Below are 22,185 nucleotides of genomic sequence, written 5' to 3' on the forward strand. Positions count from 1 at the left end.
GGCCGTGGTCGTGCCGGAATATTGCTCACCCGCCACGTCGGGACGGACTTGCCATCGTTCCGCTGCCGGGCACGCATCGGAATGGGCTTTTCATAGACTTCCCCGATAAACATATCGAAAACTTCAGGCGTTGCGCCGTTGTCCGGAAACCAATCACCAGCGACATAAAGCCGTCGCCCATATCCCGAACGTTTCACACCAGATCAAGCCCTGCAGCAGATCCCGCGATCCCTATCGCGACGGCACATGCCAAAAACATTCGTTTCGTTCGTATCCCCATAGAAAAATACCAGATGCTAATGCGCAACAAGGGGCACAGGTTCAACGGGTATCGACCAAAACTAGAAAAAATTGACGTCGCTGCCTGGCTGCGCAGCCGTTATCAAAAGATCAAATACATATTGCGCCTGGCTTCGGAAACAGATGATGCGAAACGTATCATCTTCATGCAGCCAGAACGCGGCTGGTACCTGAGCCATACGTGTCCTGCGAAACATACCGAATGTGAACTGATCGGGGGCCAGATCGACGGGTACCAGCTTCGCCAAAACCTCGCGCGCACGTGGACCCGACAGGTCGAATACACCACGAGCATCGGAAACGTCGACGCACAAACTGTGCTGATCGCCCAGTACTGCCTGCATCTTTTCGATGTTTGTCCCGACCGTGTCGTAGGGGCACAAAACCAGCAGTTCATCCGGCGACATCCAGCAAATCCCGCGGGTCTCGACGCAATTGGCCTGCCCCTGCCCCGGCATGTCTACCCCGGCAACGCTGGTGGCCGCCTTTTTCACCTTGGCGTCGGAAAACGCCCCCCGCAGGGTGATCATGCCCTGCAAGGGGGCTTCGGTCACAGTTGCGATCCCGTCGGACCATGTGGCGCCGTTCAATGCGCTGGTGGCACTAGACATTCTGCTTCTCCCCGTCCGGATCATAGAAGACCGGGCTGACGATCTTGGCCTTGTAGGTGGTCCCATCGGTGCCCGGGAACTCAATCACTTCGCCCATTCGGTCCGGCCCATGCAGGACAAGCCCCATGGCGATGCCCTTGTTCAAGTTCGGCGAATGGTAAGAAGACGTAACACGCCCCTGCATGTTGCGCTGCCCATTGTCGTTGGTCCCATCGGCGACGGCGTAAGCCCCATCAGGCAGAACGGATCCATCAACCGTTTCCAGACCAACCAATTTCCACCGCTCAGGATCCGCCATATGCGATCGCTGCTGCGCACGCTTGCCCAGATAATCGTCCTTCTTCTTGGAAAGCGCCCAATGCAGCCCAAGGTCTTGCGGAATGACCGTGCCATCCGTCTCGTCCCCGATCATGATAAAGCCCTTTTCGGCGCGCAGGATATGCAATGTCTCGGTGCCATAAGGCATGACGCCCAGATCGGCCCCCACGACCATCAGTGCATCCCAGAACGCCTGCCCTTCCGAGGCGCCCACAGCGATTTCATAGCTCAGCTCGCCCGAGAATGAGATGCGGTAAGCGCGCACGTCGAAGCCACCAAGCGTACCATCGGCCCATTCCATGAAGCCGAGCCCCTCGGCTGACACGTCCATACCGCCCAGCGCCTCAAGCGCCTTGCGGGCGTTCGGGCCAACCACCGCGATCTGCGCGTATTGCTCGGTGACATTGGCAACATAGACCTGCATGTCCCACCATTCGGTCTGCAGCCATTCTTCCATATGCCCATGAATGCGTTCAGCCCCGCCGGTTGTGGTGTGGCACAGGAAACTGTCCTGATCGATCCGCGCCACAACGCCGTCGTCAATGAGGAACCCGTTTTCGCTGCACATCAGGCCATAGCGGCATTTGCCGGGCTTCAACGTGCTCATCATATTGGTGTAGAGCATGTCGAGGAATTTGCCCGCATCAGGCCCTTTGACAATCAGCTTTCCGAGAGTTGATGCGTCGAGGAGCCCGAGGTTCTCGCGCACATTCTTTGTCTCGCGCATCACGGCATCATGTACGCTTTCACCGCTGCGGACATAGGCGTAGGGACGGCGCCAGTGGCCGACCGGTTCCCAATCAGCGCCGTTTGCATCGTGCCAGTCGTGCAGTGGCGTTCGGCGCACTGGCTGAAATACTTTGCCCCGCGCCTCACCCGCAATCGCCCCCATCGAGATGGGCGTGTAAGGAGGGCGGAACGTGGTTGTACCGGTCTGCGGAATGGGTTGATTAAGTGCATCCGAAAGGATCGCCAGGCCGTTGATATTACTTAGCTTACCCTGATCCGTTGCCATGCCAAGGGTTGTGTAGCGCTTGGCATGCTCAACGCTCTCAAAGCCTTCTTGCGCGGCCAATTGCACATCCGACACTTTCACGTCGTTCTGATAGTCTAGCCACGCCTTTCCACGCAGGGTGGGCCCCGCGCCCTGCGGCATAAGCCAGACAGGCGCCATCGCCGCCTCTTCCACACTGATGGCATCCGGTGCTGCAGCTTTACCTGGATTGTGACCTGTAGAACGCGCCGCCGTATGCCCCATGGCATGCGCGTCACCGACCAGTTCAGCCAACCCAAAGTGCCCGTTCGCCGATCCTGCGGGACTGACAAACGCGCTGCCGTCCGCGCCGGTTGGCGCTTTATCCACATCCGGGCGGAACATGGCAAAGTCGTTGTCCCAAAGCAGCTTGCCGCCGCAATGTGACCAGAGGTGGACGACCGGCGACCACCCGCCGGACATGGCCACTGCATCGCAAGCGATCTCTTCAAGCACCGCTCCCTCGCCCGCTTGCGAGCATACGGCAACGCCGGTGACACGCTTACCGCCAAGAACCTTGGACACGCCATGCCCCATCAGCACACGGATACCCGCCGCCTTTGCCTGAGCCACAAGCGGGCTGTCCACAGGCAAGACGCGTGCATCAAGAATGGCTGGAACATCAAGTCCTGCAGCTTTCAAAGCGCTTGCGGTGCGGTATGCGTCGTCATTGTTGGTCACAATGACCGTGCGGTCACCCGGACTGACACCATAGTTCACCACATAATCACGCACGGCTGACGCCAACATGACGCCGGGAATATCGTTGCCAGCAAATGACAACGGACGTTCAATTGCACCGGTGGCGGTCACAACGTGCCCCGCCCTGATGCGCCACAGACGATGACGTGGGCCATCGGCCTCGGGCGCATGATCAGTCAGACGCTCGTAAGCGAGCACATATCCATGGTCGTAAACCCCAGCGCCCATGGTGCGCGTGCGCATGGTGACGTTGGGCAAGGCTTTCAACTCTGACACGAGTTCGTCCACGACGTTATCCACAGGCTTTCCGCCAACCTCACCACCATCCACTGGCGCACGTCCGCCCCAATGCACAGTCTGTTCGATCAACAAGACCCGGGCACCCGTCTTAGCTGCGGATCGGGCGGCGATGAGACCCGCAATGCCACCGCCGACAACCAGCACGTCGCAGAACGCGTAGAAGTGTTCGTAGGTGTCCTGATCACGACCTTTAGGCGCCTGTCCCAATCCAGCAGCCTGACGAATGAACGGTTCGTAGACGTGTTTCCACAGCGGACGTGGATGGATGAACATCTTGTAGTAGAAACCAGCCGGCATGAAGCGCGACAGCTTGGCGTTGATTGCGCCCACGTCGAATTCCAAGCTCGGCCAGTGGTTTTGCGAGGTGGCAAGCAGGCCCTCGAACAGTTCAGTCGTGGTTGCCCGCTGGTTCGGTTCGAACTTTCCTTCAACGCCAAGGTTCACCAGCGCGTTGGGTTCTTCCGGCCCCGCGGCCACAATCCCGCGCGGACGGTGGTACTTGAAAGACCGCCCAACCAGCATCTGATCATTGGCCAGAAGGGCAGAAGCGAGCGTATCCCCCTCAAAACCGCGCATCTGCTGCCCGTTGAAGGTAAAGCGAACGGCCTTGTCCTTGTTCAAAAGACGGCCGCCTGTAGCGAGACGTGTGCTCATGTGTGGCCCTCATCGCGGCGGCAGGCGTCGAAGCCTCCGGCGGTCGTATTTACAGTCAGAAGAAACAGGGTCACGAAAACGCCCTCCACGACCAGCCAGGGCGCTTTTCAGTGATCCTGTCGCACAGCTCTTTCGGAGGTTCGGTGACTTGCGCGGAATAGATGCCAAAAACTTCGAGCGTTGTTGTGCACCGTGCGGCGTGGAACCACTTGCCGCAGCCATAGGCGTGGCGCCAGCGTTCGAAATGCACGCCTTTGGGGTTTTCGCGCATGAACAGATACCCCTCAAAGTCATCATCCGTTGACCCGGGGCCAAAACGTTTCAGGTGCGCCTCACCTCCGGCATGGAACTCGGTTTCTTCTCCGGTCTGGCCGCAATTGGGGCAGGTCAGGATCAGCATAGGTGCACTCCGATTTTTGGAGCGGACACGCAAAAGGCGGGCGCCCGAAGACGCCCGCCTGATGCGGTCCGAATAGTTTGGGAGGGGTTATTCGGTTGGCACCGCCGTGCCCGTCGTGTCTGTCGCAGCAGGTGTAATTGCGTCCTGGGTTGGAGCCCCCTCACCGCCGCCCGAGCCGATAGAGCCGAGCAGTGCAAGAAGTGCCACGACAGCAACGATGACCGCGAAAGAGATAAGCAGCCCACGGCCTGACACGCCGTCGCCACGATGGATGTTCGGGTTTGGATAGTCTGACATGTATAAGCCTCCGCTTTGTGGAGTTCTATGTCAGCACTTGGTGGTGCATGTGCAATGCCGGGGGCCTTGGGTTCGAAAAACGGGCTGAGCCCAGCCGGTTTTGCGCATGCAGGGCGGCTGCATCCCGCCGGTTTTACGATTTTTCGTGACGCAGCATCGATTTCCGTGCAACTGTCAACTAAAGTTGACAGGAGGTCGTTATGGATCACACAACGGGCGCCATCTTGGTCTTTGGCGCGATTGCATTGGGTGCAATCGTCATGTTTGTCTTGGAGCGTCGTGCCGCAGCCAAACGGCTGGAAGCGCGCGGTGGCCGCGAGATTGATGTCGCCAACCTGATCGCCTTTGGCAGTGCCGCGGGCGAAGGGGAAAAGACCCACAAGTGATTTCGCCTGTGTACGCGTCCGTGTCAGAGATATGATATGGAAAGTATCCTGATCCTGATCGGGCTGTCCGCCCTCGGTCTTGCGTCCGTGGTTTGGTTCGTGTGGCACATTTTCGAACGGCTCAAACTGCCCCGCCACGTCGTCGAAGACACTGATTTCCCCAATATATCGGGTGGTCCGTAACGCGTGACTTGTCATCAGTGCGCAACCCCAGCAGCCACGCTTTCATCGATAAACCGACCCTCACCGAACCGGTTCAACCCGAATTCATCCGTGAGCGGTGACCGCCCCTTAGCCATCAGCTCGGCCATGGCCCAGCCTGACCCCGGAATCGCCTTGAACCCGCCTGTGCCCCAACCGCAATTGATGAAAACGCCATCGACAGGCGTTGTCGACAGGATCGGAGAACGGTCGCCTGTCACATCCACGATGCCGCCCCATTGGCGCAACATCTTGAGGCGTGAAATCATTGGGAATGTTTCGATCAGCGCTCGCACCGTTTCCTCGATATGATGGAACGACCCGCGCTGGGTGTAGTTATTGTAACCGTCGGTACCGCCACCAATCACCATCTCACCCTTGTCAGACTGGCTCATGTAGCCATGGACTGTGTTTGCCATGACCACCACGTCCATGCAGGGTTTGATCGGTTCGGATACCAAAGCCTGAAGTGCCACGGATTCGATGGGCAGACGGAACCCCGCCATATCGGCCAGATGGCCCGAATGTCCCGCCACAACGATACCCAGCTTGTCGCAATCGATGGCCCCCTTCGAGGTATCGACACCGACAACCTTGTCACCCTCGCGCCGGATTGCCGTCACTTCGCATTTCTGGATGACATCCATACCCATGTCAGAACAAGCACGGGCATAGCCCCACGCCACTGCATCGTGGCGGGCCGTGCCACCACGGGCCTGCCAAAGGCCACCGAGGACGGGGTAACGCGGACCTTCCAAATGGATGATCGGCACCAGTTCCTTGACCTTCTCCGGGCCGATGAACTCGGTAGTCACGCCTTGCAGCGCATTGGCGTGTGCCGTGCGCTGGTACCCGCGAACCTCATGATGGGTCTGCGCCAGCATGATGACACCGCGCGGACTGAACATGACGTTGTAGTTCAGGTCCTGACTCATCGTCTCGTAAAGGCTGCGCGCCTTTTCATAGATCGCAGCCGATGGGTCCTGCAGGTAGTTCGAGCGAATGATCGTGGTGTTCCGCCCTGTATTGCCGCCTCCAAGCCAGCCCTTTTCCAGAATGGCGACATTCGTGATACCGAAATTCTTGCCTAGGTAGTAGGCTGTGGCCAGCCCGTGCCCACCTGCCCCAACAATGATCGCGTCATACTTCTTCTTCGGCTCGGGCGCGCGCCATGCGCGTTCCCACCCGGTGTGATAGCGGGCGGCCTCTCGGGCGATGGCAAAAGCAGAGTATCGTTTCATGGGCAGCCGTCCGGACCGTGGAATCACAATGCATGTACGTGCGGTTTTAATCGCCTTTGTATCCATAAAAAGGGGCCGCGCTGGCGGCGTTTTTTGACGGATTTGCGACACATGTCCCGACCTGCGACATCACGGGTGCGCCATCGACCCTTTTGCTGGTCCAGCGCAGGGGTTACATGATCACGAACGAATTGATGTGGTGCGCATGGTATTTTGGACAATCACGGCCTTGTTGACGCTTGCGGTGCTGGCGACGTTGGCCCGCGCGATGTTGCGTGGATCAGTTGGCGACCGACCACCGGCGGCATACGATCTGGATGTGTATCGGGACCAGCTGCGGGAAGTTGACAGGGATCTAGCGCGTGGTGTTGTGTCCGAAGCGGATGCAGATCGGGCCCGCACGGAAGTGTCACGCCGCATCCTGGCGGCCGATGCGGCCCTTCAAAAACATGAACAAAGCGCCAGAAGCTCGGGGGGCTTGATGGTCCTTGGCCTTACTCTCGCTGTGATCATCGTTGGATCTTACGCGATCTACACGCAGCTGGGCGCGCCGGGATACGGCGATCTCGCCCTTGCCAACCGGATCGAGGCTGCACAGATCCTGCGCGAAGAACGCCCAAGCCAGCAAACCGCTGAGGCCAGTCTCGGCAAGCAAACCGCTCCATCCGATGCCGACCCTGACTACGTGGTCCTTGTCGAACGGCTGCGGCAAGCGGTTGTCACCCGTCCAGACGACATTCAAGGGCATGAATTGCTAAGCCGGGCAGAAGGACGCCTTGGCAACTACGCAGCAGCACATGCTGCCAAGGCCCAGGCCGTGGCGCTCAAAGGGGATGAGGCGACCGCGACCGACTTCTCGGAATACGCCGACCTGATGATCCTTGCGGCCGGTGGGTATGTATCGCCCGAGGCGGAAAACATCCTCGAACGCACACTCGCGATGAACGCAGCTGACGGGCCCGCGCGCTACTACTATGGGCTGATGATGTCTCAGACAGGGCGGCCAGACACGGCATTGCGCATTTGGGACCAGTTGTTGCGCGAAGGTCCTGCCAATGCGCCGTGGATTGCACCCGTGTCCTCTCAGATCGAGGAAATGGCATTCCGTGCCGGTGTAAACTACGCCATGCCAGCGATCGGCACGGGGCGCGGGCCGTCGGCAGATCAGATCGAAGCGGCACAGGGACTAAGCCCAGCCGAACGAATGGAGATGATCCAGGGTATGGTCGCTGGCTTGTCGGACCGCCTCGCCACAGAAGGCGGCCCCGTGGAAGACTGGGCGCAATTGATTTCCGCGTTGGGGGTTCTGGGCCAGATGGATCAGGCAAGCGCAATCCTGATCAATGCCCGCGAGGTTTTTGGTGACGACCCTCGCGCCGCTGACATCCTGAGCCGCACCGCCGACCGCGTGGGGCTTGAATGATCACCGACGACACTGACGCGTTTCTGGCGGCGCTCCACCCCATGCAGGCACTCATTGGGCTTGATCTGGGAGACAAGACAATTGGCGTCGCCGTGTCAGACACGTTCTGGTCTGTCGCGACGCCACTTGAAACGGTGCGGCGTAAGAAGTTCGGTGTTGATGCTGCGCGTCTGCAAACCATCATCGCCGAGCGCCAGGTTGGCGGCCTCGTCCTTGGCCTGCCCCGCAACATGGACGGAACCGAGGGGCCACGTTGCCAGTCGACACGCGCCTTTGCCCGCAACTTTGAGAAGCTGTGGGATGGCCCCATCACCTTTTGGGATGAACGGCTGAGCACGGTGGCTGCAGAAAAAGCACTGCTTGAGGCGGATACGACACGCAAACGTCGCGCCGAGGTCATTGATCACGTGGCCGCTGGTTATATCTTGCAAGGACTGCTGGACAGACTGGCAGCGATCAAGAGGCAGGTATGACAGACGTTCCCCGTTCCCTCGTATGGAAACGTAACGAGATCGAGAGTCCCTGTGTGCAGATCTGCGTCATTCATCCCGAGACGCGGCTGTGCACGGGCTGCGCTCGATCGATCGACGAAATCGGTGGTTGGAGCCGGATGAGTGCTGAAGAACGGAGCGGCATCATGGCGGAGCTGCCCAGTCGCGAGGCCGCACCCAAGGGACGACGCGGTGGACGTGCGGCGCGGCTTAAACGTTAACCGGGATTGATGCGGTCTCCGTTTGGTTTTTGGCGCAAAAACCGGCTGCCAGAATGGGAAAGTCGCATCGACGTCCCAACCATCTCTGAATCAAAGACCGCTCAGCCAATCCCTTGGATCCCGGTATTAGGGCGAAAGAACGCAATCATCCGTCCCGCATCAACGCCCCCATCCCACGGCGCCGTGCCATGCAAAGCAAAGCGGTGGATCAGAAAAGACTGGCCGGGGCTGGCTCGCAACCGCACCGCCTCACAGCTGTCAAACACGACGCGCCGCGCCGCATGATAGGCGTTGGTCAAATCCACTTCTTGCGGATCCTTGTCGCCTATTGCATCCCTGAGTGCGGCTTGCATGATCCGATGGCTGCCCTTCCACACAACCGTTGGAGCGGCGGTCACGTCATTGAGCGGCAGCCCCAGGATGTAGGCATGGAATTCACGCGCAAAGCGCCGCTTTTCTGGCCCTTCAGGAAGCAGTCCATCCACATGCGCAGCCATGCGGTCGAGCCGAAAACGGTGGTTGGCCTCGCTTTGGTCCGGATCGCGCGCAGGATACCCGGGGTAGATGATCGACACTTGTGCGGCGTGTAGTGGCAAATCGGGCACATGGCTTTGCCAGGGCCCGACAAGCGGCACACCGGCGACGCTGCCGTCACCTTCGTTTGGCAGGACATCAACACCCACGAACCACGTGTTTCCGTGTCGTAGGTTATGGGCCTTCATTTCTGAATCATCTGCGGCATCCGCCGCGGCCTCCTGCGCCGCCACAACCCAGCGCGCAGCTCGGGAATCGTGATCAAATATCGCGAACCCGTCCTGCTCGATCATCCCCAAAGCGCCTTGCGCAGCATGTTCAGAGCCACCAACACAAGGAACACCGCAAATACCCGCTTGAGCGGCCCGGGGTCCATCGCGTGGGCGAGTTTTACCCCCATAGGCGCAGTGAAGAGCGTCATCGCGATGATGATAGCAAAGGCGACAAGGTTCACCGCCCCCACTGTCAACGGCGGCACCGGACCATCCACCGAAACCAGTAAAAAGCCAATTACAGATGGCACGGCGATCAGCACACCAAAGCCCGCAGCAGTAGCTACAGCACGGTGGATCGGAACGGAAAACAGGCTCATCAACGGCACGCCAAAGCTGCCACCGCCAATTCCCATCAAGACCGACAGAAACCCCATACCGGGAGACAAAGCTGCCCTGCCCACACCGGTCGGCATTGCAGCCCCCAACCGCCAGCTTGCGCGGCCAAACCCCATGTAGAGCCCGACGATCAGGGCCAAGATACCGAAGATTGCTTGGAGAGTCGTGGTACGCAATTGCGCAACCAGAAGCATACCAAGCACCGCGCCAATAACGATGCCCGGTGCCCAACTCCGCAGGATATCCCAATCCACAGCGCCCTGCTTGTTATGACTCATAACCGACCGGACAGAGGTCACGATGATCGTGGCAAGCGACGTGGCCAAACACATCTGCATCAGGTCCATCCCCCCGTATCCAAGCGTCTGAAACGCATAGAAAAAGGCTGGCACCAACACTATGCCACCGCCAACCCCCAGAAGGCCCGCCAGCACCCCTGCGAAGGCCCCGATCACAGCAAGCGCGATCAACATCTGGATGAGAAGAAATGTGTCCGGCATCGCCAGCTCCCGCGTAAGGTCGCGTGGTGCTACACCGCTTTGGCTTCGGGGGCCAGTGCCGTGACATGGACCAAGGCGGCCTCAATCAGCTCAGGGCCCGCCCCGTTCTTTGTCGCACCTTCGCTCAAAACACGGCGCCATCCGCGCGCTCCCGGGCGCCCAGCGAATAAACCCAGCATATGACGGCTGATCTGATGCAGACGCCCACCATTCGTCAGGTGCGCTTCAATGTACGGCAACATTGATGCAACGGCTTGCTCGGCAGTTGTGTCGTTTCCTGTGTTGAATATGCGCCTGTCAGCCTGCGCGAGAGCGTCGGCGGGCTGATGGTAGGCTGCTCGACCGATCATCACACCGTCCAACCCGCTGTCCAACAGCGCTTCGGCCTGATTCAATGTAGCGATCCCACCGTTGATCGAAATGTGCAGGTTCGGAAACAGGCCCTTCATCCGTTGGACCAGATCATAGTCCAGCGGCGGGATATCCCTGTTCTCCTTGGGGCTCAGCCCTTTGAGCCATGCCTTGCGCGCATGGATCGTCACCCGTTCGCATCCAGCGGCGACGATACGCGATAGAAACTCGGGCAGCACCTCTTCCGGATCCTGCTCATCAACGCCGATGCGACACTTCACTGTCACAGGCACATCCACAGCGTCGCGCATCGCGGCAACACAATCAGCCACCCTGCCCGGCTCGCGCATCAATACTGCGCCGAACGTGCCTGATTGCACGCGATCTGACGGGCAACCACAATTCAGGTTGATCTCGTCGTAGCGGGCCTGTGCACCCAGTCTGGCAGCCTGCGCCAACTCACGAGCATCGGACCCGCCCAATTGCAAGGCGACCGGATGCTCTGCCGGGTCATGATCCAACAAATGCAAAGCGCCACCACGCACCAGCGCGGGGGCGGTCACCATCTCGGTATACAACAGCGCCTGCCCGCTCAGCTGGCGGTGCAGATAACGGCAGTGCTTGTCCGTCCAATCCATCATAGGGGCGACGGACAGTCGTGCAGCGCGGGTGATGTCAGCATGTGTGCCCATGGCGCGCGACATAAGGCGTGCGCTGGTCTTTGCCAAGCACGGAGAAGGTCAGGCGCGCAACGCACCGCCCCTTAGGCACTGCAGAGACCGAAGTTGCGCTATGCCAACGATGGCAGCCAAAGCACGATTGCAGGGAAGGCAACGAGCAGCGCAATCGTGATCGCATCCGCGATGAAGAACGGTGTTACGCCCTTGAACACATCCTGCACACTCAGATCATCGCGCACGCCCGCCACCACAAAACAGTTTAGGCCAATGGGCGGTGTGATGAGACAGAATTCTGCCATCTTGACCACGAGGATGCCGAACCAGATGGCGCACATCGGACCCGACATACCAAATGTGCTGTCCGCGGCGCTAACGAATTCGCCGCCGTTCAACGCCATGACCGCCGGATAGACCACAGGCAGTGTTAAGAGCAGCATACCGATTGCATCCATGAACATGCCAAGCACAGCGTAGGCCAGCAGTATGCACACCAGGATGAGCATCGGTGAAACGGTCAAAGACGTGATCCAATCCGAGAATGCCCCAGGCAGATCGGCGAAACCAAGGAAACGGACGTAGATCAGGACGCCCCAAATGATGGTGAAGATCATCACCGTGAGTTTGGCCGTTTCGATAAGCGCGTCCTTTAACTCGGACCAACGCATGCCTCGGTACAAAGCCATAAGGAACACGATAAACGCGCCGACCGCGCCGCCTTCTGTCGGGGTGCCCCATGCATCACCAAATGGGTTGTAAACAAAGAAAATGATGATCACGACAACCGCTACGATCGGCAGTGCGGGCGGTAGGGCCAGAAGGCGTTCTTTCCACGTGAAACCGGTGACAGGCGGACCGACTGTCTTGAAGATGACCGCAATCCCGATGATCAAAATAGCATAGACGACAGCCGAAAAGGCGCCAGGGATAAAGCCCGCCAACAGTAGCTTACCCACATCTTGTTCGACGATGATCGCATAAATTACAAGGATGGCCGACGGCGGTATCAGCGAAGCCAGCGTGCCACCCGCTGCCACAACACCCGCGGCGAACTGCTTGTTGTAGCCGATCTTGAGCATTTCGGGGATTGCGATCCGGGCGAAAACGGCTGCGGTTGCCACTGATGCGCCCGACACGGCAGCAAAACCCGCTGTGGAAAACACGGTGGACACGGCCAACCCTCCGGGCACCCAGGCGATCCACTTCTTGGCTGCGTCAAACAATGCCGTTGTGAGCTTGGCATAGTAGGCCAGGTACCCAATCAGTATGAACGTTGGGATCAGGCTGAGCGCGTGGGCCGACACCTTGGAATGCGGCACCTGACCGGCCACCTTGACGCTGATTTCCAGCGCCTTTCCAAAGCGTTCCGGCGCATAGTCAAAACCATTCCAGCGCAGCCAGACAAGGCCAATGAAGCCTGCCAAACCGGCAGCAAAGGCAACGCGCATCCCCAGAAAGACAAGGCCAAGCATGCCACCTGTGACCCACAGGCCAATTGTGATCGGGTCCATCAATCTGCTCCGTCCAGTGCTTCCGCTTCAGCCCGCGCTTGGGCTGCGACGCTTTGGATCAACGGCACCGCCACCGGGCTATCAAGGTTCAGCCAGAAGGCGCGGGCATAGCCTACGGCTTGCAGAACCAGCCGGGCACAAAGCACGGCAAAGGCTATGGGCACCAACAGTTTGGATGGCCAGATCGGTAGCGAAATATCAATGGAACTGTCGCGGCTGCAAAAGGGGCGCGCGCAGTCGAAGGAACGGTCAAAATGGGCCCAGGCGCCCCAAACCAGTGCGATCATCAGAACAAGGATCAACAGGACCATGATCAACTCGACCAACCACAAAAGACGTCCCCGCATCGCGCCGATAATGATGTCCATGCGGATATGCCCGCCATTTCGCTGAACGTAAGACACGCCCATTATGGCGATCAGCGGCATCAACATCTCGATCAGATCGACATAGCCCATGAGCGGGGCTTCAAAAAACTCTCGACCGGTGACCGAATAGGCCGCGAGGAACATCAGGGAAAAGGCGGCCACTCCGCTTAGCAGAGCCATAATGCGCTCGATCGGTAAAAGTGCCCTATCCAAACGACTTAGAACACTGGAGTCTTCCAGTACTGTGGATGTACCTGCCATCCCTGCCCCCTGTTTTTATGAGTCGGGGCGGGCCAAATCAGCCCACCCCGTTTTGGCTCAGCTGCCGCTTTTTGCGTCGGCGAGCGTCTTGACGACCAGATCATAGAGCTCCTGACCGGGTATGCCCTGCGCTTCCATGTCCGCAATCCAAGCATCACGCGCCGGATCGGCTGCGATCGCACGGAACTCGGCAATGACCGCTTCATCGATCTCAACCTTCTGTACGCCCTTCTCTTCCAGCACGCCGTCCCAGCGTTCCAGCAGCTCGGCGTAATTGGAAAGATAATGATCCAAGGCCTCGGAAACCGAGCTGTCGAGCGCCGCTTTGTGCTCGTCCGACAGGCTGTCATAGGCATCTATGTTCACCACTACCGGGCAGTTCACAGTGCCGGGGTTCAGGTTGGCCGTCCACCAGTCTGCTTGGTTGATCGTCCCAAACGACAGATGCGCGTGCTGGGCAAAGGCCACGGTGTCCACGACGCCCGATTCCATCGCCTGATAGGCTTCGGTTGCTGTAACAGAAGTCGGCACGCCGCCAACGCTTTCAAAGGCTTTGCCCAATCCACCCGTCGCGCGCACGCGCATGCCGTCAAAATCGGCCAACGTTGTTTTGGGGTCACCCGTGCCAACAAGATTGTATTGTGGCATTGGTGACGTCATCAGAAGACGTGCGTTCCATTGCTCCATCTCTTCAACCGCAGCCGGGTGCTGATACACGGCCGACGCAACAGCCACTTCCTGCTCAAGGTTCTCGACCCCGAGGAAAGGCAATTCCAAGACGGTGATCACGCGGTTCTTGTCGCGGTGGTAGCCCGCGCAGAACTGCGCCATTTCGAACGCGCCGATGGAAATGCCATCAAGGTTCTCGCGGTTCTTGGACAGGCCACCATAGCTGATGTTCATGGTGAATTCGCCGTTTGTCTTTTCAGACACCAGTTCGGCCAGCTTTTCCACATGCTCGGTAAAGGCGCGGCGCTTGCCCCAGACCGATACGTTCCATTCCGTTGCGGCGGCTTCGAGTGCAAATGTGCACGATACGGCGGCAACGATGCCGCCTACTGCGAATTTGTTCATGGTTTTTCTCCCTTGATGCGGGACCTGACAGCCCGCTTGATGTGGAAGCTAACGTGGCGATCCAACGCTGCCAAGGGCCTGTAACCCCGGTGTGTGTCAGCTTGATTCTTAACGAATTGCTGTCGCTGCAGTGCAGCAGACGCTTTATCTGAGTTTTTTAGATGCCTTACGCAAAGCGAAGGCGCGCCGTTCTTTAGGTGAGAGCGACAAAAAAGACGCATAAGCCCTTGTTAAAAAATACATTTACTCTCTCTTCTGCCACTTTGGGCACGGGTATACTGCCCCATACAACCAACGTCCCATTTATTTCCTTCTGGTCCACGTTGCGTATTATCAACACAAAGGGAGGAGGCTGCGCGGACGGCCACGTTGCCATGAAGGATGGCGCGGGGTTTTTCGTACCTCCGACAAGTACAAGAAGACCAGGAGGAACCATGCCCGACACCAAGACCCACGCGCCACATCCCGATCTCGCAGCCAGTGCACACGTCAACGCGGCACGCTATGATGAGATGTATGCCGCATCGATAGATGATCCTGCAGCCTTTTGGGACGCCCACGGCAAGCGGGTTGATTGGATGACGCCCTACAGCCAAGTCAAAGATGTATCCTATGACTTGGGCAACGTGTCGATCAATTGGTATGCCGACGGCACCCTGAACGTGTCGGCCAACTGTATTGACCGGCACCTCGCCAGCCGTGGCAACCAAACCGCGATCATCTGGGAACCCGATAGCCCCGACGACGACGCCAAACACATCACATATTCCGAACTGCACGCCGAAACGTGCAAAATGGCCAACGTGCTCAAAGGGCTGGGCGTGGGCAAAGGCGACCGGGTTGTCATCTACATGCCCATGATCCCAGAAGCCGCCTATGCCATGTTGGCTTGCGCGCATATCGGCGCGATCCATTCAATCGTGTTTGCCGGCTTCTCGCCTGACGCGCTGGCGGCACGCGTGTCCGGCTGCAATGCCAAGGTGGTGATCACCTCAGACGGTGCCCCGCGCGGCGGCCGTGTCACCAACCTCAAGGACAATGTGAATCAAGCGCTGATCAACGTGATGCACGATACACATTGTCTTGTGGTCCAGCGCACCGGCCAGCAAATCGCATGGCGCGACGGTCTGGACCACTGGCTGCACGAAGAGGCGGCAAACGTAGACACTGACTGCCCGCCCGAGGAAATGGGTGCAGAAGACCCGCTTTTTATTCTCTACACCTCCGGCTCCACCGGCCAGCCCAAAGGGGTTGTGCATACAACGGGTGGCTACCTTGTCTATGCCTCGCTGACGCACGAGATCACGTTCGACTACAAGGATGGCGACATCTACTGGTGCACCGCGGATGTGGGTTGGGTTACCGGCCACAGCTACATTGTCTACGGTCCACTCGCGAATGGCGCGACGACGCTCATGTTCGAAGGGGTGCCCACCTATCCCGACGCCTCGCGCTTCTGGCAAGTCTGCGAGAAACATAAAGTGGCGCAGTTCTACACCGCCCCCACCGCCATCCGCGCGTTGATGGGTCAGGGTAATGACTTCGTCAACAAATGCGATCTGTCCTCGCTCAAACTGCTGGGGACTGTGGGCGAACCGATCAACCCCGAGGCATGGAACTGGTACAATGACGTGGTTGGGGCTGGGCGTTGTCCCATCGTGGACACGTGGTGGCAGACAGAAACGGGCGGACACCTGATGACGCCGCTTCCCGGCGCGCACGCGACCAAACCCGGGGCGGCCATGAAGCCATTCTTTGGCATCAAGCCATTGGTTCTGGAACCTACATCCGGCGATGTCATCGAGGGCAATGGGGTCGAGGGCGTGCTTGTCATCGCTGACAGCTGGCCTGGCCAGATGCGCACGGTCTGGGGGGATCACGAACGGTTCGAGAAAACCTACTTCTCCGACTACAAGGGCTACTATTTTACCGGCGACGGTTGCCGCCGGGACGAAGATGGCGATTACTGGATCACGGGCCGCGTCGATGACGTCATCAACGTTTCAGGCCACCGCATGGGCACGGCAGAGGTCGAAAGCGCGCTCGTGGCTCACGCCAAAGTGGCCGAGGCCGCAGTGGTTGGCTACCCCCACGACATTAAAGGCCAGGGTATCTATTGCTATGTGACCTTGATGAATAACGAAGAACCGACAGAGGAGCTACGCAAAGAGCTGCGCACTTGGGTACGCTCCGAGATTGGTCCCATCGCCTCCCCCGATGTAATCCAATGGGCACCCGGCCTGCCCAAGACACGCTCGGGCAAGATCATGCGCCGCATCCTCCGCAAGATTGCAGAGGACGACTTTGGCGCATTGGGTGACACATCGACACTGGCCGACCCTTCAGTGGTCGATGAGCTGATAGAAAACCGGATGACCAAAGGCTGACGGGCGTACCGCCGCAAACCACGCCAATCAACTTGTAAATCGCGCCAAACATCTGGCGCGGTTTCCACATTCACGGCACAGTGTCGCTATGACGGGTACTCACGACACCTACTACAAGATCGCCCGCACGACCGAACAATTGTGCGGACTTTTGCACGTGGACCCGACGGCCGTCATGCGGCGGATGCGGTTTCCCACGGACTTTCTGCAGAACGATGGGCGTGGTGTTACAGCCGCCGATTACTTTTCAGGCTGGAACGCCATCCTCGCCGAAGCGGATCGTGACGATGCGCCGCTGTTTCTGGGCCGTGCCTATGCTCGTGGCCCCTTCAACCCCGCTTTTTTTGCATTTACCTGCAGCCCAACCGTGGCGGTTGGGCTTGAGCGGCTTTCCCTGTTCAAACCGCTTACTGGTCCCCTGATTTTATCCCTGAACAGGTTGCAGGACCAAACGCTGGAAATTACGAAAACTTCAAACCAGCCGACATTGCCCCTGCCCGCTACATTTGCGGCAACCGAACTTGCATTTTTGACCGAGGCCATACGTGCCTGTACTGGCCATCATGTCACCCCCCGGTCGGCACGGCTTCCAGAACGCATTGCGTGTCACGAAGCTCTGGAAGAGTTTCTGGGCACTCCCATCGAAACCGGAGGTGCCAACCGCATAACCCTCTCGCCGGAGGATGCTGACCGCAAGCTGCTGTCAGCCGACCCGGCGCAATGGGCGCAACTCGAACCGAACTTCAAGCGCCAGATGCAACTACAAAATTCGGAACAGGCGATCGCGGCACGGCTACGCGCCGCATTGTCCGAGATGCTGCCGGCGGGCGAGGCCACAATCGACGCAGCAGCAAGACGCATGCGGTTAAGCACCCGTAGCCTGCAACGTCTTTTGCGCGCAGAGGGCACACGATTTCAGCAGATCCTCGATAGCACGCGCGCCAACCTGGCCCGCGAATACCTGACTTCGACCGAATTGAACGTGGCCGAAATCAGCTATCTCCTGGCTTACCGCGATCCAAACTCGTTCTACCGCGCGTTCAACACGTGGACCGGCCAGACCCCGCAATCAGTACGTGCGGCCGGAACCAGCTAAGTCGTCTGCGTCACATCATGACGGTACACCCAGTCCTGACGCGCGTGTATCAGACCCGGCGCCACGCGTGCGCCAAGGGCCATTGGTCCATAAAACCCGACGCTCCCGATCGGCGTCGCTTTGTGAAATATGCGTGCATTGGCAGCGGATCCCGCCTGGATACGAGCAGTCCGGTCGATGCGCTGATCAAAGTAGCGTTGCAAACCAGCCTCAACCGACGCGGCGCTGTCGAGGACGGTCGCCAGCGTCCATGCATCCTCCAACGCTTGCACCGCCCCCTGTGCCATCGAAGGCAGCATCGGATGCGCTGCATCGCCCAACAGAGTGACCTGTCCGTCATGCCAGCGCGGCAAGGGCGCCCGATCAAACAAGGCCCAACGGTTCAACAGGGGCGCTGCTGCAATCAGTCCCGCAATTGTCGGATTCCAATCAGCGAAAGCGGCCATTGCATCGTCCCGGCTGCCCTCAATCCGCCATCCTTCCGGCGCAGGCTCGGGCTCTTCCACCATGCCGACAAAGTTGGCCAGCGTTCCGGCTCGAAGCCTTGTCGTAACGGCGTGACGCTTATCCCCGACCCACACACATGCGGTAGGCGGTGGCGGATGGTCAAGTGCGTCCATCGGCACAACAGCGCGCCACGCGATATTGCCAGTATAGCGCGGCTTGTCCGGACCAAGCATTTGGTGGCGGACTACAGAGTGGAGACCATCCGCCCCAACAACGAGATCCCCCGAGACACGGCTACCATCTTCGAACTGGATCGAACCGTCGGGATCGTAACCCGAGACACCTTGCCCCGTTTGCACAGCGCCAGGTGTGAGCTCCGTGAGGCGCGCAGCCAAAGCATCGACCAGATCGGCGCGGTGAACGTGTACGTATGGTGCACCCCAGCGCTGCGCGGCGTAGCCTTTCATTTGCAGCGAAAACACCTGTCGCCCCGATACCCCCAAGCGCATCTCGATCGCGTCGGGTTCAAACAGTGTCTGGCGCAAATGCTCCGACACGCCCAGCGCTTCAAGCACATGCCAACCGTTGGGAGAAATCTGCAGCCCAGCGCCCATTTCGGTCAACGCGGGAGCCTGCTCGAACACGGACACATCCCACCCCCGCAGACGCAGTGCAATGGCAGTGGACAGGCCCCCTATTCCACCGCCAGCGATCAATGCTCTCATGTCAGCACTCCGTCGGCCCGGAGCGCCACAATGTGCGCAGTATCGTAGCCAAGGTCAGACAGTATCGCCTCGGCATCTTTACCGGGTGCGGTTGGAGCGGTCGGGTCACGGGGCGCGCTATCGCTGAAACGAGGGGCCGGTGCCGCCTGCCATACATCACCCACCGAAACGTAAGTTCCGCGATCAGCCATGTGCGGATCCCGCTGCGCTTCCGCCATCGAGAGTACAGGGGCAACGCATGCGTCCGTTCCGTCGAACACCTTGGCCCACGCATCACGCGGACGGCGTGCGAACACTTTGGAAAAGGTATCCACCAGCATCGGCCAACCGCTTCGATCACTCTGATCCGGCAGACTGGCCAGCTCCAAATCCAGTCCGTCAAGCAATGCTGCATAGAACTGAGGCTCCAAAGCGGCGACAGCCACATCGCGACCATCCGCGCAACGGTAGCAGCGATAGAACGGTGCGCCCCCATCCAACCAGTTCTGACCGGGCTGATCCGTCCAGAACCCATTTGCCATGAACCCGTGCAACAGCCCCATCATAGCCGGAACGCCATCGACCATGGCGGCATCGACCACCTGACCTTTCCCCGTCCGCCCCCGCGCGATCACGGCCGACAGCACTCCAAAGACAAGAAACATCGCACCCCCACCATAATCCGCGATCATGTTCAAAGGAGGGCGCGGCGGCGTATCAGCCGTTGCCATCAGACTCAGAACACCTGTTTGAGCCAGGTAAGTCAGATCATGACCCGCGGTTTGGGCCAGCGGCCCATCCTGCCCCCATCCTGTCATGCGCCCGTAGATCAGCGTGTCTGGCATTTCGTCTGGCCCCAAACCAAGACGCTCCATCACACCCGGACGGAAGCCCTCGATCAGGATGTCGGCCTGTCCTAAGAGATCCTTTGCTACTGCACGCCCAACGACAGATTTAAGGTTCAAAGCCACGGACCGTTTGCCACGTCGATTCACATCGTGCCGATCAGCAGGACCAGATACGCGGTCAATCACGACGACCTCGGCCCCCATATCCGCCAAAAGCTGCCCCACCAGCGGGGCCGGACCAAGTCCGGCAAACTCGATCACCTTCAACCCGAACAACGGCCCGGTCATCTGCACGCCTCGATTGTGCCATCGGCGACCCACCCGTCAAACACAGCCAGAGCCGCATCGGCAAATGCGTCATCATTGATATGCGCCGTGATTTCGGTAAATCCAAGCGGCTCTGTGATCACAGCGCGCATCTCATCACAAAAGGCGGCCAGACCCTCGGGGTCGTGCGCTGGCTGGCCCGGACGATCCCATTCCTCAATCCCGCCTGAGGGCAGGATGACATGGGCAGGTGTGTCACTGGCCTTAAGCCGTTTTGCAATTTCGCGAGCCGTCGCGCGGCGCTCATCGGCATTGAAGGCGGAGCATTTGATCAACCGGTTGTGTGCATGGAAGGGACGATCACGGTACTGCTCAGGGATTTCTTGCCAACCGGCAAAGTCAATCAGATCAAGGCACCCCGGGGCGACTATCTGCGGAATACCCGCACGTCCTGCATTCAGCATGCGATCCTGGCCGCCATTCACCACAGATCCCGCCATCAAGTTACCCAGCTCGGACAGGGCGAAATCCATAACGCACACAAAACCGCCCTCGCGCGCGATACTTTCGAACGCCATGCCGCCCATCCCGGTGGCGTGAAAGATCGCAACTTCGTATCCGCGCGTTTCCAGTTCAGGCTTCAAGCGTTTCATATAACGCAGACATGAAGAGCCAAGCGATGTCATGCCAACCATTGGGCGATCCGCTGTCGGGGATTCGACCGCCCGCGCAGCGCCTAAAACCGCCCCCGCCGCCTGGCTCAGCGATGCCTTGCAAACCGAGTTCAGGCCATAAAGTCCCCCCGCCCAAAGGATCATTTGAATGTCTGCTGACAGACGGTCCGTTGGAATAATGGGCGAGAAGCTGACCGTGGAGACAACATATTTAGGGACCCCCAACGGCAGAGCCTGGCATATATCCAGAGCCGCATCCGTGCCCATGGAACCGCCCAAGACCACCACCCCATCAAATCGGCCCTGGTCCAGCAGCGACTGCGCAAGTATACTCGCCCCCTGCGCCATCATCTGCATGGCCGCGTTTTCATCGCCACTGTCGATCACAGCCTGAATTGTGGTACCTGCAGCTTCTGCCACATCGGTTTTCGAGATATCGACCGGCCGCTCGGGATCGCCCAACACTGAAATGTCCATAGCAAGTACGCCGCCACCCATCGCGATGATACGTTCTGCCATATAGGTCAATTCATCGTTCTTGGTGTCATAGGTCCCGACAACTAAAATCGTCTTGTCCACCATGGGCACATCCCCCGTTTTGCCATTGCATGCAATCACAGGCGACGAAACGGCGAAACCGCAAAAGCGGCGTAGGCAAACAACACCGAACCTGAGACAAACGAAAATGAGGCACTGGAGAGGGATAACTGGCATCTTCTCAATGCTACATTACCCTGACAGAGAGGCGGAATTCGGTAACTTTTATTGATAAGGACAACAGCAATTACAGCTGGCTTGCTCAAGTCGTGGAATGCTTCAATGAGCAGCCTCATCTGACTGATCCAAGTTGCTTGTTAGTGTACCGCCGGCCCTTGATCTATCGGGATGATGATTTCAGGTTATGGCGGGCGGTAGCCCATAGCGCTGTGGGGGCGTTTGGTGTTGTAGTGTCTCCTCCATTGCTCGATCAGAATTTGCGCTTCGCGCAAGCTGCAAAAGATCTCACCATTGAGCGGTTCATCCTTGAATCGGCCATTGAAGCTTTCACAGCACCGGTTCCCCCAAGGGCTCTCTGGTTCGATGTTAGCCGTCTTGGGTGGGTCAAAGACCTGTCCGAAGGGGTTACGGCACGCATATGGTGCGCGAGCAGTGGTATCCGGAGTAACACTTCACATGCTGCAAAAGTGGGTGCCCCTGGTTTACGACAACCTAGGCAGGACTGACCCAGCCCCCTGAAATCAGGCCACTGAGGTGCTAGTAATCCGTCCCAAGAAAGGATGGACTATGAAACGCAGAT

General features: G+C 58.9%; 21 protein-coding genes and 1 pseudogene. 7 read left to right on the forward strand and 15 right to left on the reverse strand.

Features of this window, described 5'->3' with window-relative positions; all coding sequences use genetic code 11:
* Positions 1 to 341 precede the first annotated feature (341 nt).
* The 4 genes from Q1A75_RS04515 to Q1A75_RS04530 form a co-directional block, all read right to left on the reverse strand.
* Positions 342 to 911, reverse strand: a complete 570-nt coding sequence (locus Q1A75_RS04515; protein WP_299549527.1) for a sarcosine oxidase subunit gamma family protein — start codon at positions 909 to 911, stop codon at positions 342 to 344.
* The gene (locus Q1A75_RS04520) at positions 904 to 3,918 is read right to left on the reverse strand and encodes a sarcosine oxidase subunit alpha family protein (RefSeq protein WP_299549530.1); all 3,015 of its coding nucleotides are present in this window, start codon (positions 3,916 to 3,918) and stop codon (positions 904 to 906) included. The genes Q1A75_RS04515 and Q1A75_RS04520 overlap by 8 nt, the downstream gene beginning before the upstream one ends.
* A gap of 70 nt (positions 3,919 to 3,988) precedes the next feature.
* Positions 3,989 to 4,318: a sarcosine oxidase subunit delta gene (locus Q1A75_RS04525; RefSeq protein WP_299549532.1), complete on the reverse strand. Its 330-nt coding sequence runs from the start codon at positions 4,316 to 4,318 to the stop codon at positions 3,989 to 3,991.
* 87 nt (positions 4,319 to 4,405) lie between these two features.
* Positions 4,406 to 4,615: a hypothetical protein gene (locus Q1A75_RS04530; protein ID WP_299549535.1), complete on the reverse strand. Its 210-nt coding sequence runs from the start codon at positions 4,613 to 4,615 to the stop codon at positions 4,406 to 4,408.
* A gap of 200 nt (positions 4,616 to 4,815) precedes the next feature.
* Between Q1A75_RS04530 and Q1A75_RS04535 the strand changes: the two genes are divergently transcribed.
* Together Q1A75_RS04535 and Q1A75_RS04540 are read left to right on the forward strand one after the other, a co-directional pair.
* Complete coding sequence (locus tag Q1A75_RS04535) at positions 4,816 to 5,001, forward strand: hypothetical protein (protein ID WP_299549538.1); 186 nt, start codon at positions 4,816 to 4,818, stop codon at positions 4,999 to 5,001.
* Between the two features lie 36 nt (positions 5,002 to 5,037).
* Positions 5,038 to 5,184 carry a hypothetical protein gene (locus tag Q1A75_RS04540; protein ID WP_299549541.1) on the forward strand — a complete coding sequence of 49 codons (147 nt, stop codon included), beginning with the start codon at positions 5,038 to 5,040 and terminating at the stop codon, positions 5,182 to 5,184.
* Positions 5,185 to 5,198: 14 nt separating this feature from the next.
* Here the strand turns inward: Q1A75_RS04540 and Q1A75_RS04545 are convergent, their stop codons facing one another.
* Complete coding sequence (locus Q1A75_RS04545) at positions 5,199 to 6,443, reverse strand: sarcosine oxidase subunit beta family protein (protein WP_299549544.1); 1,245 nt, start codon at positions 6,441 to 6,443, stop codon at positions 5,199 to 5,201.
* A 205-nt stretch (positions 6,444 to 6,648) separates the two neighbouring features.
* On the opposite strand from Q1A75_RS04545, the gene ccmI reads away from it, so the two are divergent.
* The 3 genes from ccmI to Q1A75_RS04560 are packed head-to-tail and all read left to right on the forward strand — an operon-like array spanning position 6,649 to position 8,578.
* Positions 6,649 to 7,866, forward strand: a complete 1,218-nt coding sequence (gene ccmI, locus Q1A75_RS04550) for a c-type cytochrome biogenesis protein CcmI (RefSeq protein WP_299549547.1) — start codon at positions 6,649 to 6,651, stop codon at positions 7,864 to 7,866.
* On the forward strand, positions 7,863 to 8,339 hold the full coding sequence (gene ruvX / locus Q1A75_RS04555; RefSeq protein WP_299549550.1) for a Holliday junction resolvase RuvX: 477 nt from the start codon (positions 7,863 to 7,865) through the stop codon (positions 8,337 to 8,339). The genes ccmI and ruvX overlap by 4 nt, the downstream gene beginning before the upstream one ends.
* Positions 8,336 to 8,578 carry a DUF1289 domain-containing protein gene (locus Q1A75_RS04560; protein ID WP_299549553.1) on the forward strand — a complete coding sequence of 81 codons (243 nt, stop codon included), beginning with the start codon at positions 8,336 to 8,338 and terminating at the stop codon, positions 8,576 to 8,578. Before ruvX ends, Q1A75_RS04560 begins: the two co-directional genes overlap by 4 nt.
* Before the next feature lie 101 nt (positions 8,579 to 8,679).
* Here the strand turns inward: Q1A75_RS04560 and Q1A75_RS04565 are convergent, their stop codons facing one another.
* From Q1A75_RS04565 to Q1A75_RS04590, 6 genes are all read right to left on the reverse strand, one after another.
* Positions 8,680 to 9,405: a hypothetical protein gene (locus Q1A75_RS04565; protein WP_299549556.1), complete on the reverse strand. Its 726-nt coding sequence runs from the start codon at positions 9,403 to 9,405 to the stop codon at positions 8,680 to 8,682.
* Positions 9,402 to 10,223, reverse strand: a complete 822-nt coding sequence (locus Q1A75_RS04570) for a sulfite exporter TauE/SafE family protein (protein ID WP_299549559.1) — start codon at positions 10,221 to 10,223, stop codon at positions 9,402 to 9,404. Before Q1A75_RS04570 ends, Q1A75_RS04565 begins: the two co-directional genes overlap by 4 nt.
* A 29-nt stretch (positions 10,224 to 10,252) precedes the next feature.
* On the reverse strand, positions 10,253 to 11,266 hold the full coding sequence (gene dusA, locus Q1A75_RS04575) for a tRNA dihydrouridine(20/20a) synthase DusA (protein ID WP_299549562.1): 1,014 nt from the start codon (positions 11,264 to 11,266) through the stop codon (positions 10,253 to 10,255).
* Positions 11,267 to 11,364: 98 nt separating this feature from the next.
* Positions 11,365 to 12,762, reverse strand: a complete 1,398-nt coding sequence (locus Q1A75_RS04580) for a TRAP transporter large permease (protein ID WP_299549565.1) — start codon at positions 12,760 to 12,762, stop codon at positions 11,365 to 11,367.
* Positions 12,762 to 13,391 (reverse strand): TRAP transporter small permease, encoded by a 630-nt coding sequence (locus tag Q1A75_RS04585; protein WP_299549568.1) that lies wholly within the window; start codon positions 13,389 to 13,391, stop codon positions 12,762 to 12,764. Before Q1A75_RS04585 ends, Q1A75_RS04580 begins: the two co-directional genes overlap by 1 nt.
* Before the next feature lie 57 nt (positions 13,392 to 13,448).
* Entirely contained in the window at positions 13,449 to 14,465 is a 1,017-nt protein-coding gene (locus tag Q1A75_RS04590; RefSeq protein WP_299549571.1) for a C4-dicarboxylate TRAP transporter substrate-binding protein, read from the reverse strand.
* A gap of 434 nt (positions 14,466 to 14,899) precedes the next feature.
* Here Q1A75_RS04590 and acs point away from each other — a divergent pair, with 434 nt between their 5' ends.
* Together acs and Q1A75_RS04600 are read left to right on the forward strand one after the other, a co-directional pair.
* The gene (gene acs / locus Q1A75_RS04595; RefSeq protein ID WP_299549574.1) at positions 14,900 to 16,852 is read left to right on the forward strand and encodes an acetate--CoA ligase; all 1,953 of its coding nucleotides are present in this window, start codon (positions 14,900 to 14,902) and stop codon (positions 16,850 to 16,852) included.
* Positions 16,853 to 16,940: 88 nt separating this feature from the next.
* Positions 16,941 to 17,948: an AraC family transcriptional regulator gene (locus Q1A75_RS04600; protein WP_299549577.1), complete on the forward strand. Its 1,008-nt coding sequence runs from the start codon at positions 16,941 to 16,943 to the stop codon at positions 17,946 to 17,948.
* Here the strand turns inward: Q1A75_RS04600 and Q1A75_RS04605 are convergent.
* The 4 genes and pseudogenes from Q1A75_RS04605 to Q1A75_RS04620 all read right to left on the reverse strand — a co-directional run.
* Complete coding sequence (locus Q1A75_RS04605) at positions 17,945 to 19,120, reverse strand: FAD-dependent monooxygenase (protein WP_299549580.1); 1,176 nt, start codon at positions 19,118 to 19,120, stop codon at positions 17,945 to 17,947. The genes Q1A75_RS04600 and Q1A75_RS04605 overlap by 4 nt on opposite strands.
* Positions 19,117 to 20,235 (reverse strand): CaiB/BaiF CoA-transferase family protein, encoded by a 1,119-nt coding sequence (locus tag Q1A75_RS04610; protein WP_299549583.1) that lies wholly within the window; start codon positions 20,233 to 20,235, stop codon positions 19,117 to 19,119. Before Q1A75_RS04610 ends, Q1A75_RS04605 begins: the two co-directional genes overlap by 4 nt.
* Entirely contained in the window at positions 20,232 to 21,470 is a 1,239-nt protein-coding gene (locus Q1A75_RS04615; RefSeq protein WP_299549586.1) for a Tm-1-like ATP-binding domain-containing protein, read from the reverse strand. The genes Q1A75_RS04610 and Q1A75_RS04615 overlap by 4 nt, the downstream gene beginning before the upstream one ends.
* Before the next feature lie 317 nt (positions 21,471 to 21,787).
* Positions 21,788 to 21,982 (reverse strand): annotated as a pseudogene (locus tag Q1A75_RS04620) (transposase); the annotation flags it as partial.
* Positions 21,983 to 22,185 lie beyond the last annotated feature (203 nt).

The sequence above is a fragment of the uncultured Tateyamaria sp. genome (assembly GCF_947504105.1).
GTDB lineage: Bacteria > Pseudomonadota > Alphaproteobacteria > Rhodobacterales > Rhodobacteraceae > Tateyamaria.

What these genes read in the sequence shown, in the direction of transcription:
- Q1A75_RS04530 (WP_299549535.1), bottom strand. Translation starts at nt 4,615, where the DNA reads ATGTCAGACTATCCAAACCCGAACATCCATCGTGGCGACGGCGTGTCA.
- Q1A75_RS04585 (WP_299549568.1), bottom strand. Translation starts at nt 13,391, where the DNA reads ATGGCAGGTACATCCACAGTACTGGAAGACTCCAGTGTTCTAAGTCGT.
- ruvX (WP_299549550.1), top strand. Translation starts at nt 7,863, where the DNA reads ATGATCACCGACGACACTGACGCGTTTCTGGCGGCGCTCCACCCCATG.
- Q1A75_RS04565 (WP_299549556.1), bottom strand. Translation starts at nt 9,405, where the DNA reads ATGATCGAGCAGGACGGGTTCGCGATATTTGATCACGATTCCCGAGCT.
- Q1A75_RS04605 (WP_299549580.1), bottom strand. Translation starts at nt 19,120, where the DNA reads ATGAGAGCATTGATCGCTGGCGGTGGAATAGGGGGCCTGTCCACTGCC.
- Q1A75_RS04590 (WP_299549571.1), bottom strand. Translation starts at nt 14,465, where the DNA reads ATGAACAAATTCGCAGTAGGCGGCATCGTTGCCGCCGTATCGTGCACA.
- dusA (WP_299549562.1), bottom strand. Translation starts at nt 11,266, where the DNA reads ATGGGCACACATGCTGACATCACCCGCGCTGCACGACTGTCCGTCGCC.
- Q1A75_RS04540 (WP_299549541.1), top strand. Translation starts at nt 5,038, where the DNA reads ATGGAAAGTATCCTGATCCTGATCGGGCTGTCCGCCCTCGGTCTTGCG.
- Q1A75_RS04600 (WP_299549577.1), top strand. Translation starts at nt 16,941, where the DNA reads ATGACGGGTACTCACGACACCTACTACAAGATCGCCCGCACGACCGAA.
- Q1A75_RS04610 (WP_299549583.1), bottom strand. Translation starts at nt 20,235, where the DNA reads ATGACCGGGCCGTTGTTCGGGTTGAAGGTGATCGAGTTTGCCGGACTT.
- Q1A75_RS04535 (WP_299549538.1), top strand. Translation starts at nt 4,816, where the DNA reads ATGGATCACACAACGGGCGCCATCTTGGTCTTTGGCGCGATTGCATTG.
- Q1A75_RS04580 (WP_299549565.1), bottom strand. Translation starts at nt 12,762, where the DNA reads ATGGACCCGATCACAATTGGCCTGTGGGTCACAGGTGGCATGCTTGGC.
- Q1A75_RS04560 (WP_299549553.1), top strand. Translation starts at nt 8,336, where the DNA reads ATGACAGACGTTCCCCGTTCCCTCGTATGGAAACGTAACGAGATCGAG.
- Q1A75_RS04525 (WP_299549532.1), bottom strand. Translation starts at nt 4,318, where the DNA reads ATGCTGATCCTGACCTGCCCCAATTGCGGCCAGACCGGAGAAGAAACC.
- ccmI (WP_299549547.1), top strand. Translation starts at nt 6,649, where the DNA reads ATGGTATTTTGGACAATCACGGCCTTGTTGACGCTTGCGGTGCTGGCG.
- acs (WP_299549574.1), top strand. Translation starts at nt 14,900, where the DNA reads ATGCCCGACACCAAGACCCACGCGCCACATCCCGATCTCGCAGCCAGT.
- Q1A75_RS04570 (WP_299549559.1), bottom strand. Translation starts at nt 10,223, where the DNA reads ATGCCGGACACATTTCTTCTCATCCAGATGTTGATCGCGCTTGCTGTG.
- Q1A75_RS04615 (WP_299549586.1), bottom strand. Translation starts at nt 21,470, where the DNA reads ATGGTGGACAAGACGATTTTAGTTGTCGGGACCTATGACACCAAGAAC.
- Q1A75_RS04520 (WP_299549530.1), bottom strand. Translation starts at nt 3,918, where the DNA reads ATGAGCACACGTCTCGCTACAGGCGGCCGTCTTTTGAACAAGGACAAG.
- Q1A75_RS04515 (WP_299549527.1), bottom strand. Translation starts at nt 911, where the DNA reads ATGTCTAGTGCCACCAGCGCATTGAACGGCGCCACATGGTCCGACGGG.
- Q1A75_RS04545 (WP_299549544.1), bottom strand. Translation starts at nt 6,443, where the DNA reads ATGAAACGATACTCTGCTTTTGCCATCGCCCGAGAGGCCGCCCGCTAT.